The sequence below is a fragment of the Micromonospora saelicesensis genome, from assembly GCF_900091575.1.
Taxonomy (GTDB): Bacteria; Actinomycetota; Actinomycetes; order Mycobacteriales; family Micromonosporaceae; genus Micromonospora; species Micromonospora saelicesensis.
This window is the reverse complement of sequence record NZ_FMCR01000002.1, coordinates 285,848-298,396: the sequence shown is the minus strand read 5'-3', so window position 1 is coordinate 298,396 and position 12,549 is coordinate 285,848. Positions and strand designations below refer to the sequence as shown.

Annotated in this window: 11 protein-coding genes; 7 read left to right on the top strand and 4 right to left on the bottom strand. The window is 72.4% G+C overall.

Features of this window, described 5'->3' with window-relative positions; genetic code table 11:
* Window positions 1-121 precede the first annotated feature (121 nt).
* Entirely contained in the window at window positions 122-1,342 is a 1,221-nt protein-coding gene (locus tag GA0070561_RS09325; RefSeq protein ID WP_244166130.1) for an MFS transporter, read from the bottom strand.
* Between the two features lie 135 nt (window positions 1,343-1,477).
* Here GA0070561_RS09325 and GA0070561_RS09320 point away from each other — a divergent pair, with 135 nt between their 5' ends.
* From GA0070561_RS09320 to GA0070561_RS09295, 6 genes are all read left to right on the top strand, one after another.
* A complete protein-coding gene (locus GA0070561_RS09320) occupies window positions 1,478-1,927 on the top strand; it encodes a MarR family winged helix-turn-helix transcriptional regulator (protein ID WP_091398381.1) in 450 nt (149 codons plus the stop codon).
* 77 nt (window positions 1,928-2,004) lie between these two features.
* Window positions 2,005-3,327 carry a phenylacetate--CoA ligase PaaK gene (gene paaK, locus GA0070561_RS09315; RefSeq protein WP_091398378.1) on the top strand — a complete coding sequence of 441 codons (1,323 nt, stop codon included), beginning with the start codon at window positions 2,005-2,007 and terminating at the stop codon, window positions 3,325-3,327.
* 10 nt (window positions 3,328-3,337) lie between these two features.
* The gene (locus GA0070561_RS09310; protein ID WP_091398375.1) at window positions 3,338-4,444 is read left to right on the top strand and encodes a nucleotide disphospho-sugar-binding domain-containing protein; all 1,107 of its coding nucleotides are present in this window, start codon (window positions 3,338-3,340) and stop codon (window positions 4,442-4,444) included.
* Between the two features lie 127 nt (window positions 4,445-4,571).
* Entirely contained in the window at window positions 4,572-5,234 is a 663-nt protein-coding gene (locus GA0070561_RS09305) for a pentapeptide repeat-containing protein (RefSeq protein WP_091398372.1), read from the top strand.
* A gap of 15 nt (window positions 5,235-5,249) precedes the next feature.
* On the top strand, window positions 5,250-5,819 hold the full coding sequence (locus GA0070561_RS09300; protein WP_091398369.1) for a kinase: 570 nt from the start codon (window positions 5,250-5,252) through the stop codon (window positions 5,817-5,819).
* 147 nt (window positions 5,820-5,966) lie between these two features.
* Entirely contained in the window at window positions 5,967-6,533 is a 567-nt protein-coding gene (locus GA0070561_RS09295) for a dienelactone hydrolase family protein (protein WP_091398366.1), read from the top strand.
* A gap of 101 nt (window positions 6,534-6,634) precedes the next feature.
* Here the strand turns inward: GA0070561_RS09295 and GA0070561_RS09290 are convergent, their stop codons facing one another.
* Window positions 6,635-7,564: an NADP-dependent oxidoreductase gene (locus GA0070561_RS09290; protein ID WP_091398362.1), complete on the bottom strand. Its 930-nt coding sequence runs from the start codon at window positions 7,562-7,564 to the stop codon at window positions 6,635-6,637.
* Between the two features lie 50 nt (window positions 7,565-7,614).
* Here GA0070561_RS09290 and GA0070561_RS09285 point away from each other — a divergent pair, with 50 nt between their 5' ends.
* Complete coding sequence (locus tag GA0070561_RS09285) at window positions 7,615-8,256, top strand: TetR/AcrR family transcriptional regulator (protein ID WP_091400091.1); 642 nt, start codon at window positions 7,615-7,617, stop codon at window positions 8,254-8,256.
* Window positions 8,257-8,403: 147 nt separating this feature from the next.
* On the opposite strand, the gene GA0070561_RS09280 is transcribed toward GA0070561_RS09285, so the two are convergent.
* Window positions 8,404-9,096 carry a hemerythrin domain-containing protein gene (locus GA0070561_RS09280; RefSeq protein ID WP_091398360.1) on the bottom strand — a complete coding sequence of 231 codons (693 nt, stop codon included), beginning with the start codon at window positions 9,094-9,096 and terminating at the stop codon, window positions 8,404-8,406.
* A gap of 90 nt (window positions 9,097-9,186) precedes the next feature.
* Window positions 9,187-12,471: an ATP-binding protein gene (locus GA0070561_RS09275; RefSeq protein ID WP_208603719.1), complete on the bottom strand. Its 3,285-nt coding sequence runs from the start codon at window positions 12,469-12,471 to the stop codon at window positions 9,187-9,189.
* Between the last annotated feature and the right edge of the window lie 78 nt (window positions 12,472-12,549).

The window sequence follows — 12,549 nt, the reverse complement described above, 5'->3', positions numbered from 1 at the left end:
ACGAGCACGTTGTCGAGACCATGTTGCACATCTTTTGCAATTGCGAGACGATGGCAGGGCGATGATCAGAGCGACGCCGGGTCGGGCATCCGCCCGGCCCGGCGTCCTCCTTCCGGCGACGTCAGACCGGGGCGTCCACCAGGCTCGCGTCGGCCCGGGCCGGCTCGTCGGGGCGGGCCAGCCGCAGCGCGCCGAGGAGTACGCCCAGACCGATGAGGGTGAGTGCGGCCCCGGCCCAGATCGGCGAGGTGTAGCCGAGTCCGGCGGCGATGGTCACCCCGCCGATCCACGCGCCCAATGCGTTGCCGAGGTTGAACGCGGCGATGTTCGCCCCGGACGCCAGGGTCGGCGCCTGGTGGGCGTACCGCATGATCCGCATTTGCAGCGGCGGCACGGTGGCGAAGCCGAACCCGCCCATCAGCACCAGCGCGACGATGGTCAGCACCGGGTTCGTGGCGGTCAGCGCGAAGCCGACGAGCACCACGGTGAGCACCGCCAGGACGGTGACCAGCGTGCGCGACAGTGACCTGTCCGCCGCCCGGCCGCCGAGCAGGTTGCCCGCGAAGAGCCCCACGCCGAAGAGGACGAGCAGCCACGGCACGGTGCTGGTGGCGAAGCCGCTGACCTCGGTGAGCGTGTAGGCGATGTAGGTGAACGCGCCGAACATCCCACCGAAGCCCAGGACGGTGATCACCAGGGAGAGCCAGACCTGCGGGTGGGTGAAGGCCCGCAACTCGCCGCGCAGCCCGCCGGCCGGGCGGTCGGCGTTGGCGGTGGCGCCCGCCGGGATGAGCAGGGCCAGCCCGATCAGGGCGACCACCCCGATGGCGGTGATCGCCCAGAATGTCGACCGCCAGCCGAAGTGCTGCCCGAGGAAGGTGCCGAACGGCACGCCGAGCACGTTGGCGATGGTCAGGCCGGCGAACATCATGGCGATGGCGCCCGCCCGGCGGGCCGGTGCGACCAGACCGGCGGCGACCACGGCGCCGATGCCGAAGAACGCGCCGTGGCAGAGCGCGGCGACGATCCGACCGGCCATCATCACGGCGTAGTCGCCGGCGACGGCGGACAGCAGGTTGCCGATGATGAAGAGCACCATCAGGCCGAGCAGCACGGGTTTGCGCGGCAGGCGGGTGACCGCTGCGGTGAGGGCGACCCCGCCGACGGCCACGCTGAGCGCGTAGCCGGAGATCAACCAGCCGGCCACCGGCTCGGTGACCGCGAAGTCGGCGGCCACCTCGGGCAGCAGCCCCATGATCACGAACTCGGTGAGCCCGATGCCGAAGGCGCCGATGGCCAGCGCGATCAGGCCGGGCGGCAGGGACTTTGGGCGTACGGACATGGTCTTCCCATCGGGAGAGGGCAGATATGCGGCGCGTGCAACTACGCGCGCCGGCAACGAAATACTTGCACGCGCTTTATATCGGCGCAAGCGTGGTAGCCTGGGGTCCGTTCAGATCACACCGAGGAGGCCGGCATGGGCATCGCCGACGACGCGGTCGAGATCCGCGCGCAGGGCTGGCGCACCCTCGCCGCCCTGCACGGGCTGATCGAGACGTCCCTGGAGCGGGCCCTACAGGCCGGCCACGACCTCTCCGTCGTCGAATACACGGTGCTCGACGCGCTCTCCCGGCAGGACGGCTGGCACATGCGGATGAGCCAGCTCGCCCGCGCCGCCGCGCTGTCCGGCAGCGCCACCACCCGGCTGGTCACCCGCCTCGAACAGCGGGGGCTGCTCACCCGCATCCTCTGCGCCGACGACCGGCGCGGCATCTACACCGAGCTGACCCCGGCCGGCTCCGAGCTGCTCGCCCAGACCCGACCGACCCACGACCGGGTGCTCACCGACGCGCTCGCCCAGGCGGAGGCCACCCCCGAGCTGGCGCCGCTGGTCGACGCCCTGCACCGGCTGCCGGCCACCCGCTGACCGCCCGCCGGCCCGGGCGGCAGCGGGCGTACGGTACCCGCAGCCCCACCGGGACCGCCGCGCCAAGGAGGCAGCCGATGCAGGACCGCACCCCTCGTCCGGAGGAGCTGGAGCCGATCGAGCGCGCCGGCATCGACGAGCTGCGCGCCCTGCAACGCGACCGACTGCGCTGGTCGTTGCGGCACGCGTACGACAACGTGCCGCACTACCGACGGGCGTTCGACGCGGCCGGGGTGCACCCCGACGACTGCCGGGATCTCGACGACCTGGCGCGCTTCCCGTTCACCGGCAAGGCGGAGCTGCGGGAGAACTACCCGTTCGGCATGTTCGCCGTACCCCGGGAGCGGGTCGCCCGCCTGCACGCCTCCTCCGGCACCACCGGTAGGCCGACCGTTGTCGGCTACACCCGCGACGACCTGCGCACCTGGGCGCGGCTGATGGCCCGCTCGATCCGCGCCTCCGGCGGACGCCCCGGCGACCGGGTGCACGTCGCGTACGGCTACGGGCTCTTCACCGGAGGCCTGGGCGCGCACTACGGCGCCGAGGAGCTGGGCTGCACGGTCATCCCGGTCTCCGGGGGCATGACCGAGCGTCAGGTCATGCTGATCCGCGACTTCGAACCCGAGGTCATCATGGTCACGCCCAGCTACCTGCTGGCCATCGTCGACGAGATGCGCCGCCAGGGCATCGACCCACGGGCCACCTCACTGCAGGTGGGCATCTTCGGCGCCGAGCCGTGGACCGAGGACATGCGCCGCGAGATCGAGCAGCAGCTGGACATCCACGCCGTCGACATCTACGGGCTCTCCGAGGTGATGGGCCCCGGCGTGGCGACCGAGTGCGTCGAGACCAAGGACGGGCTGCACCTCTGGGAGGACCACTTCTACCCGGAGATCATCGACCCGGTCACCGGGGCCGTGCTGCCCGACGGCGAGCGGGGTGAGCTGGTGTTGACCTCCCTGACCAAGGAGGCGATGCCGGTCGTGCGCTACCGCACCCGAGACCTGACCCGGCTGCTGCCCGGGACCGCCCGCCCGATGCGCCGGATCGAGAAGATCACCGGCCGCAGCGACGACATGATGATCCTGCGCGGGGTGAACATCTTCCCCACCCAGATCGAGGAGCTGATCCTGCGCACCCCGCAGCTCTCGCCGCACTTCCAGTGCGTCCTCGATCGGCACGGCCGGCTGGACACCCTCACGGTGCGGGTGGAGCGGCGAGCCGACGTCGACGTGGACGCCGCCGAGCGGGCCGGCGACACGCTGGTTCAGCTGGTGAAGAACACCATCGGCGTGAGCGTGGCGGTCGACGTCCTCGCCCCCGACACCGTGGAACGGTCGATGGGCAAGATGCGCCGCATCGTCGACCAGCGGCCTGCCTCGATGTCGCCGTCGACATAGGATTCTGCCCATGCGCGTGCTGGTGGTCTCCGCCCCGCTCGTCGGGCACGTCTTCCCGCTGGTGCCGCTCGCGGTCGCCCTCCGCGACGCCGGCCACGACGTGCTGGTGGCCACCGGCGGCGGAGCTCTGGCCGCCGCCGACGCCGGTCTGCCGGTGCACGACATCGCGCCGGGCTTCGAGTTCGGCCGGATCGCGCTGCGGGTCTTTCCCCGCCATCCGCTGATCGCGCGGGCGGAAATGGCCGGCACCGCCGGCACCCGGGGCGCCGGCCTGCTGTTCGGCGCGCTCAACGACCAGCTCGTCGACCCGGTGGTCGCGCTGGCCACCCGGTGGCGGCCGGATCTGGTGCTGTACGAGCCGTTCGCGGTCGCCGGTGCGGTGGCCGCCGCGCGGCTCGACGTGCCGGCCGTACGCCAGGAGAACGCCCTCTTCGACGGCCGGGACCTGGTCCGCGCCACCGTCGCCCGACTCGGCGCGGCGCTGCGCCGCCACGGCCTCACCGAGCTGCCCGCGCCGGCCGCCGCCCTCGCCGTGGCCCCACCCAGCGTTGCCACCCAGGGCGGCTGGCCGATGCGCTACACGTCCTATGTCGGCGGCGGGAAACTGCCGGCCTGGCTGCGCGAGCCGGGTGAGCGCCCCCGGATCCTGGTCACCCGCAGCACCCTCACCGGCCCCGGCGACCGCGGGCCGATGCCCGCCGTGGTTGCCGCCGCAGCCGAGGTGGACGCCGAGATCGTGCTGGTCCGCCCCGACGAACGGTCGGCCCGCTCGGTGCCCGGCAACGTGCGGGTGGTCGACTGGATCCCGCTCGACGAGGCGTTGCCGGCGAGCGCGGCGCTGGTGCACCACGGTGGGGCGGGCAGTGCCCTCGGCGCTCTCGCCGCCGGCCTGCCCCAGCTGGCCACTACGGGTCCGGGGGACCGGCGCCACAACGCCGAACTGGTGGCCCGCCGGGGCGCCGGCCTGGCGTTGCGCCCCCGGGACATCACCGCGCGGGCACTGACCCAGCTGCTCACCGACGAGCGCCTGCGGACCGCTGCCGCGCAGGTCAGCCTCGAGATCGCCGAGATGCCGCCACCGACGGACCTGGTCGCGCGGCTGACGGCACTGGTCTGACTCGTAATCCGCGGGTCACGTCATGAGTCGACCCGGCTGGGACAACTGGAACAAGAGGAAGTAGCAGCCCCACCACGGAGCGCGCGGGGTGGCGTACCCACCCCGCACCCGTACAGGTTGAGGACACATGCGTACCACCGCGATCGGCGACGTGAAGGTTCTTCTGCCGGACCTCGAACCGGACGACCTCGACACCACGACGGACCTGGCCGGCGGCCTCACCGAGGCCCTCGTCGAGGGCGCGGCGTGGCACGGCTCGCACCTGGAGGACGCCCGCATTCGCAGCAGCCTGATCACCGGCGTGGACCTGAGCGAGAGCACCTGGGAAGCCGGCAGCCTCTATGGATGCGAGATAACCGGCACCGACTTCTCCGGCGCGACCCTGACCGGCATCACCATCGAACGCTGCGCCATTACCGGGTCCCGGTTCACCGGCACAAGGCTCACCGATGTACGCCTCAAGGACGTCCTGTTCGACGGCTGCCGCTTCGACTACGCGACCTTTCACCGCGTCGCCGCCGCCGGCTCGGTCGCGTTCACCGACTGCACGTTCACCAACGGCGCGTGGTCTTCCTGCCGACTACCTCGCATCGCGCTGCGGTCATGTGTCCTCGCCGGACTGGAGTTGGACTCCTGCCAGCTCGACGGCACCGACCTGCGGGGCAGCCGGCTGATGGGCCTCAAGGCGCCGTTGGACAACCTGCGCGGCGTCACCCTCGGCGAGGACCAACTTCCTGACCTCACCCAACTCACCGTGGCCGCCCTCAATCTCACAGTGCGCAACGACTGAAGCCGAGGTGGCATCGTGCTCGCTGAGCCCACTGGCAGCCCGGACACGATCCTCGTCTGCATTCGGGGCAACTCCGGCTCCGGCAAGAGCAGCATCGCCCGCGAGCTACGACGCCGGCACGGCCGGGGCTGCGCCCTGGTCGAGCAGGACTACCTGCGCCGCATCCTGCTGCGCGAGCGGGACAAGCCCGGCGGTGCGGCACCCGCGTTGATCGGGCAGACCGTCCGGCTAGCGCTTGACCACGGCTATCACGTCGTGCTGGAGGGCATCATGCACAGCAGCCGCTACCGAAGCATGCTGACCTCCCTGCGGGACGACCACCGGGGCCGGTCGCTGTTCTGCTATCTCGACGTGTCCCTGGCCGAGACCCTGCGCCGGCACCTCACGCGCCCGCAGGCCGGTGAGTTCACCGCCGAGGAGATGAGCGGCTGGTACGCCGCCCATGACGTCCTGGACTGGCCCGATGAACTCGTCCTGCCCGAGACCACCGGACTGAACGAGGCCGTCAAAGCCATCGCCGCTGTGGCTGGGATACCTCAGACCGGCCGCGACGACGACCTGCCTCCGAGCGTTCCGTCCCCGTAGAGCAGCTCAGCCGGCTACCTGTGTCGCCGCTCCGGCGCACCGTTCGCCAACATCAGTCCGGGTGGCTGCCCGATGACTCGACCATGATCATGCTTCCACCCCGCGTGGCCACCCCGGACGGCCGGTCGGCTGCGGCAGGATGACCGGATGCGACACGTCGTGCTGTTCCACTCCGTGTACGGGCTGCGACCCGCCGTGCGCGCCTTCGCCGACCGGTTGCGCGCCGCCGGGCACCAGGTCAGCACCCCCGACCTGTACGGCGTCCCGGCCACCGACACCGTCGAGGAGGGCTTCGCGCTACTCGACAAGATCGGCCAGGAGGTGGTGCTGGACCGGGCCCGCGACGCGCTGCGTGACCTGCCACCGGAGACGGTGCTCGCCGGCTTCTCGATGGGCGCCGGGGTGGCCGGGGCGCTGCTGGCCGAACGCCCGGACGCCGCCGGCCTGCTCCTGCTGCACGGCACCGGCGGCGCCCCCGACGCGGTCCGACCCGGGCTGCCGGTGCAGCTGCACCTCGCCGACCCCGATCCGTACGACGCGCCGGACGAGGTCGACGAGTGGCAGCAGGCGCTGACCGACGCCGGCGCTGACCTGACGGTCTTCCGATATCCGGGCGTGGGCCACCTGTTCACCGACCCGGACGTGGCCGAGTACTCCCCGGATGCCACCGCGGCGGCCTGGCCGCGCGTGCTGGCCTTCCTGGCCGCCCGCTGAGCACCCGTCCCGCACACCACGCTCGCGTGGTGCTCGCCCACCACACCGGATGGTTGGTCGCGCGGGCCCGGGTCAGGTGGACAGAGGTTGGGTGGGGCACCCTACGGCTTCAGCACGATCTTGCCTCGCGCATGGCGGGACTCACTCAACTCGTGGGCGGCGGCCGCCTCTTCCAAAGAGAACACGGACGCGACCGGCACTGTGAAACGAGCCCGCTCGGCGAGTTCGCCGGCGGCGGCGATTCCTTCGAGAGCCGGTGTGTCCGCGCCGGGGCCAGAGCCGCGCGACAGGTGCACGCCGTAGGCCGCGGCGTTGATGTCGGCGATGCTCACCACCCTGTCCGGGCTCGCGACCAGGCCGACCAGGTCTGGCATGGAACCAGAGCCGGCACAGTCGAGTACGACATCCACCCCGCCGGGCACCAGACTGTGGACCCGCTCGGCCAGCTTGGGGCCGTAGGTGGTCGGGATCGCCCCGAGCGAGGCGAGGAACTCATGGTTGCGGTCGCTGGCCGTGCCGATGACGGCCGCACCGCGAGCGACCGCGAGCTGGATCGCGGTCGTACCGACCCCGCCGGCCGCGCCCTCGATCAACAGCGTGGTGCCGTCCTTGACGCCCAACCGGTCGAGCACTCGGGTGGCCGTCTCGATGTTGCCCGCCGCGCCGCCGACCTGCTCCCAGGTCAGGGCGGTCGGCTTCGGTGCCCACGCGGCCAGGACGGCGTACTCGGCGTTCGCTCCGCCCATCCGGGCGTAGTCCGTGATCCCGAAGACCTCATCGCCTACCCGGGCCGTGGTCACCCCGTCACCGATCTCATCCACCACGCCGGCAGCGTCGACACCGGGCACGTGCGGCAGGCGGAGCGGAATCCACTCCTGGAATCGGCCGGCGCGCACGTAGGTGTCGGCCGGATTGACACCGGATGCCCGAACCGCCACCCGTATCTGGCCGGGTCCGGCGTGCGGTTCCGGCGCCTCCGAGACCTCAAGGACACTCGCGGGACCGTACTTCGAAAATTGCAAAGCCCTCATGCACACGGACGCTAACGCGCGCCGCTGTCCGCCTCGCTAAAGTGAGAGCCGTGACCGATCGTTTGCCTCACACTCTTCGCTCCGACGCCCTGGACAACCGCGAGCGCATCCTCGAGGCCGCCCGCGCGGTCTTCGCCGTTGACGGCCTGGACGTGCCGATGCGGGAGGTCGCCCGGCGTGCCGGGGTTGCACCCGCCACCCTGTACCGCCGATTTCCGACCAAGGAGATGCTGGTCACGGAGGCATTCACAGAACAGATGTACGCGTGTCGCGGCGTTGTCGACGAGGGCCTTGCCGATTCGGATCCATGGCGCGGTTTCTGTCTCGTGATCGAGAAAATGTGTGAACTGCACGCACGTGACCGAGGCTTTACCGCAGCTCTTATCTCGACCTTTCCCAAGGCAGTTGATTTCGAGGCGCGCCGTGAATATGCGCTCAGAGCGATCGACGAGCTGGCCCGCCGCGCGAAGGAAGCGGGTCGCCTTCGCCCCGACTTCGTCCTGGACGACGTCATCCTCGTGCTCATGGCCAACAGCGGTATCCACGCGACCTCGCCGACTACTCAGGTCAGCGCCTCCCGGCGCTTCGCCGCGCTCGCCATCTCGGCATTCCAAGCCTCCCCGGATGTCTCGCCGCTCCCGCCCGTGGCGCGGTTGGCACGCCCGGCGTCGGTTCCAGACGCGGCCAGGTGAGCTGGTGCTCCCGGCGACCCAGCCGGCCGGGATCCCGGCCAGCTGGGTCGATCATGTTCAGGGCGAGGTGAGATTTGGTCGCGAGGCCAACCAAGCGCGTCGGGCGAGCCGCCGACTCATCCGCGTCGGGCGAGCCGCCGACCTTGCTCAGCGGACGGTGGCGCCGATGCGCGGAGGCGTGGCGGTGCCGTGCACCCGCTTGGCGTGGCTGGCGAAGAGCCGGGGCGCGATGATCGGCATGAGCAGTCGGGCCGGCAGCGGAGCGTGCGCCAGCACCGCCTTGACCACCTCCGGGTCGCCCTCGTACATGGCCAGGCCGAAGGCCAGCGGGAGCTGCTTCTTCGGGGACTTGCTCATGCCGTGCTCGCCGAGCTGCATCCATTCCCGGGCGGTGACGTGCCGTTGCGCCAGCGGCAGGATCTCGCTCTCCTCCAGGGCCATGTGCTCGATCAGCGCGGCGCGGAGCTGCTCCAGGGCGTCCGCGAGCTGCTCACCGCCGCGTGCGGTGCGGCGCCACTGGGGGAGGAGGGCGACCACCGCCGCGTGGGCGTCCTCGATGGCGTGGTGCTGCGCCTCCATGGTGGGGACGATCGCCGCGGCCTCCGCACCGCCGCGCTCCAGCAGCCGGGGCCAGAGCAGCAGGTCCTCGCCCTCGTGGTGCAGGTGCAGGATGTGGCAGAGCATCTCGGCGTGGGCGCCGACGACCTCCGCGCGCGTGGCGTCGCCCGGGGTGACGTCGCGGACGAGCTGCGGCAGCAGGCTGAACTCGCGACGGAGCGCCGAGTGCGCCATGTACATGTCGCGTACGTCGGCCATGGCTTCGCGGTGGTTCTGGTTCACGGTGACCTTTCCGAGGGATCAACTGGCACAGATCTGTTGATCATGCTCGGTGCCACTTGGAACCGGCTTGGAACCCGCCAACCGTGACGGTCAGCGGGCCATCGCCGCCGTCGCCTCGGCCAGCCAGTGCGGCGACTCCCACCGGCGGGCCACCCGCGCGGCGAGGGTGAAGTGCCGGGTCGCCTCCTCGGTGCGGTCCACCAGCCGGAACAGCTCACCGAGCGTCAGCGCGACCGGCCGCACCACGGCCGCGGTGGTGGAGAAACCGGCCAGTTGGTCGCGTACCGGGAGCAGCGCGTCGATCACGGGTTGGGCCAGGTCCCGTCGACCCAGCGCCACGACGACCATTCCCCGTACGCTGAGCAGCGCCGACTCGAAGTAGTCCGGGCGGTAGGTGTGCCGCCCGATCGGCATGGCCCGCGCCTCGTCCAGGCGCCCGCTCCCGATCAGCGCCAGCGCCAGCAGGTCGTCCACGATCGGGCCCAACGACCCCCGTATCCGCCGGGTCGCCTCCAGGTGCTCACCGAACCGCCCCTGGCTGATCAGCAGGGTGCCCGTGGAGAAGTAGTGGAAGGCCTCGGCGTGCAGCGAACCCTGCCGCCGCATCTGCACCGCGACCTGGTCGTAGTGGCGCCGCGCGGCGGCGAAGTCGCCGGCGATGTGCGCGAGGGCGCCCAGCGAGCACAGGTTGATCGTCTGCGCCTCGTTCAGCTGGTACGTCTCGGCCAGCCATCCCTGCCGGGCAACGCTGAGGCGCAGTTCGTCCGGCTTGTTGAGCGCGGCAGCGCAGTGGCCCAGCGCCTGCTCGGCGACCGAACGGTAGGTCACCAGCGCGTGCTCGTCGGCGAGGTCACGCAGCTCGAGGGCGAAGGTCCGACGGTCGGGCGCCTCCCGCTCGTAGCTCATGGTGCGCAACCGTGCGGCCAGCCCGAGGGCGCGCAGCTCGGGGTCGTCCAGCCGCTGCGAGAGGGCCAGCGCCTCCCGTCCGGCCGCAACGCCGCGCGGATCGGACTCGCCGTCCAACTCCGTGGCCAGTGCCTCCAGCAGCCGGCAGCGGGCGACCGGGTCCAGGTCGTCGGCGCGCAGCAGCTGGGTGAGCAGTTCGACGACCCGGTGGTCCACCACGCCGTACTCGTGGGTCAGCCACGGGGTGGGGACGGTCCACGCGGTGAACGCCGCGACCAGCAGGTCGTCGCGGCCGGACGCCGCGGCGACGTCGATCGCCCGAGCGCGGGTCTGCCGGGCGGCCGCCACCGCGCCGGCCCGCGCCTGGGCGCGCAGCAGCCGCCCGAGCAGGTCGACCCGGAGCGCCTCGCGGTCACCGGCGACCGTGGCGGCGGCCTCGACAGCATTGCTGAGCAGCTCGATCGAGGCGTCGTACGCGTAGCGCCGCTCGGCCAGCTCGGCGGCCCGGATGGCGTAGTCGACGGCGAGCGGTGCGGTGTCGGCCGACGCGGCGCGGGCGTACTGGTGGGCCAGGGCGGGGTAGTCGTCGGGCCGCAGCCGGCGGGTGGCGTCGGCGATCCGCGCGTGCAGGCGGGCGCGGCGCAGCTGCGGCAGGTCGGTGTAGATGGTGTCGCAGACCAGGCCGTGCACGAACCGCACCCGCCCGGGCGCCGGTTCGGTGAGCAGCCCGGCGGCCAGCCCGGCTTCCAGTGCCCGCAGGACGGTGCCCTCGTCGGTGCCGGCGGCGTCGACGAGCGTTCGCACCTCGGCCTCCCGCCCCACGGCCGAGGCGAGACGCAGCACCGAGACGGCCGTCGACGGGAGGCGGGAGAGTCGCCGGCGCAGCACGTCGCGTACGCCCTCGGGCACGTCGGAGGTGGCCACGAGCGTGCCCTCGGCGGCGAGCAGTCGCGCCGACTCCCGGACGTAGAACGGGTTGCCGCCGGTCCGCTCGGCCAACGCGGCGACCGTTTCCGGGTCGACGGTGGTCCGGGCCAGCGCGCCGAGCAGCCGTTCGACCTCGGACGAGGTCAGACCGCCCAGCGGGATCCGATGCGGTGACCGACGGGCCAGGACGGCCATCGTGTCGGCGAGCCGCTCGGTGTTGTCGGCGGGCCGCAGCGCCGCGACGAACAGGACGGTGCCGGTGGTCATCTCGCTGACGCTCTGCAACAGCAGCAACGTCTCCGCGTCGGCGGCGTGCAGGTCGTCGAGGATCACGGTGACCGGCCTGCGGGCCGCGGCGGCGTCCAACCAGGCGCCGACGGCGCGGTGCAGCCGGAACCGGCCGGCGGTGACGTCGCCGCCGGGCTCGCCGTCGCCCCCACCGAGCAGCGGGGCGAGCGCCGGTGCGAGGTCACCCGGGGGTGCCTGTTCGGCGAGTTGCCGCAGCGCCTCGACCCAGGCCCAGGCCGGCGGGGCGCCCTCGGCCTCGGGGCAGCGGCCGACGGCGACCAGCCAGCCGTGAGCGGTGAGCTCGTCCCGAAACCGGGTGAGCAGGCTCGTCTTGCCGGCCCCGGCCTCACCGCTGAGCAGAGCGACTCGCGGCCCGCTCGCCACCGCCTCGGCGGCCGCCTGCCGGAGCGCCTCCAGCTCCGCCTCCCGGCCGACGAAGACCTCCTCCGACACCTGCCGCCGGCCACGTACCGCTGTCGCCACCACCGGTGGCAGCAGGTCGAGTCGCTGGCCCAGGATGGCGGACTCCACCTCGACCAGCGCCGGGCCGGGGTCCAGTCCGAGCTGGTCGGCCAGGGTCGCCCGGGCCCGGCGCAGCGCGGCGAGCGCGTCGCCCTGCCGCCCGGTACGCCACAACGCCAGCGCCAGCAGCCGCCAGCTCTCCTCCCGCAGCGGCGCCTGCCGGGTCAACAGCTCCGCCTCCGGCACCGCCTCGGCCGCGTCGCCGCAGCGCACCGTCACGTCGAGCAGCAGCTCGCGGGCACCGAGCCGCAGTTCCTCCAGCCGCAGCACCTCCGGCTGCGCCCACGGCTCACCGGCGAATTCGACGTACGCCCGACCGCGCCACAGATCGAGCCCGACGCTCAGCAACCGACGTGCCCGGCCCGGGTCGGCGGGTCCGACCGCACGCGCCTCGGCGAGCAGCGTCTCGAACCGACCGGCGTCGACGGCGTCGGCGGGCAGCCGCAGCGCGTAGCCCGGTGGCGCGGTGACCAGGACCCGGGCTGGCGCCCGGCGCTCGCGGGCCGGCTCCAGAAGGCGGCGCAGATGCGAGACGTACGCCTGGAGGGAGGCGATCGCCCGTGGCGGCGCGTCACCCCGCCACAGATCCTCGATCATCTGCCCGACGGAGAGCACCTCGCCGCGGGCCGCGAGCAGCAGCGCGAGCACGGCGCGTTGGCGGGGGCCGCCGAGGTCGACCGGCCCGCCTGTGTCGACCTCGACCTCAAGCGGCCCGAGCACCCGTAGCAGCATGGCGGACCAATCCTAGTCACCCTGGTCAGCGGCTCACCCGCTCCCACGGGACACCGGGCAGCCAGCTCGCGACAGATG

Bases quoted from the DNA above. Each gene is read 5' to 3' on its own strand.
- GA0070561_RS09325 (WP_244166130.1), bottom strand. From the start codon at position 1,342: ATGTCCGTACGCCCAAAGTCCCTGCCGCCCGGCCTGATCGCGCTGGCC.
- GA0070561_RS09320 (WP_091398381.1), top strand. From the start codon at position 1,478: ATGGGCATCGCCGACGACGCGGTCGAGATCCGCGCGCAGGGCTGGCGC.
- paaK (WP_091398378.1), top strand. From the start codon at position 2,005: ATGCAGGACCGCACCCCTCGTCCGGAGGAGCTGGAGCCGATCGAGCGC.
- GA0070561_RS09310 (WP_091398375.1), top strand. From the start codon at position 3,338: ATGCGCGTGCTGGTGGTCTCCGCCCCGCTCGTCGGGCACGTCTTCCCG.
- GA0070561_RS09305 (WP_091398372.1), top strand. From the start codon at position 4,572: ATGCGTACCACCGCGATCGGCGACGTGAAGGTTCTTCTGCCGGACCTC.
- GA0070561_RS09295 (WP_091398366.1), top strand. From the start codon at position 5,967: ATGCGACACGTCGTGCTGTTCCACTCCGTGTACGGGCTGCGACCCGCC.
- GA0070561_RS09290 (WP_091398362.1), bottom strand. From the start codon at position 7,564: ATGAGGGCTTTGCAATTTTCGAAGTACGGTCCCGCGAGTGTCCTTGAG.
- GA0070561_RS09275 (WP_208603719.1), bottom strand. From the start codon at position 12,471: ATGCTGCTACGGGTGCTCGGGCCGCTTGAGGTCGAGGTCGACACAGGC.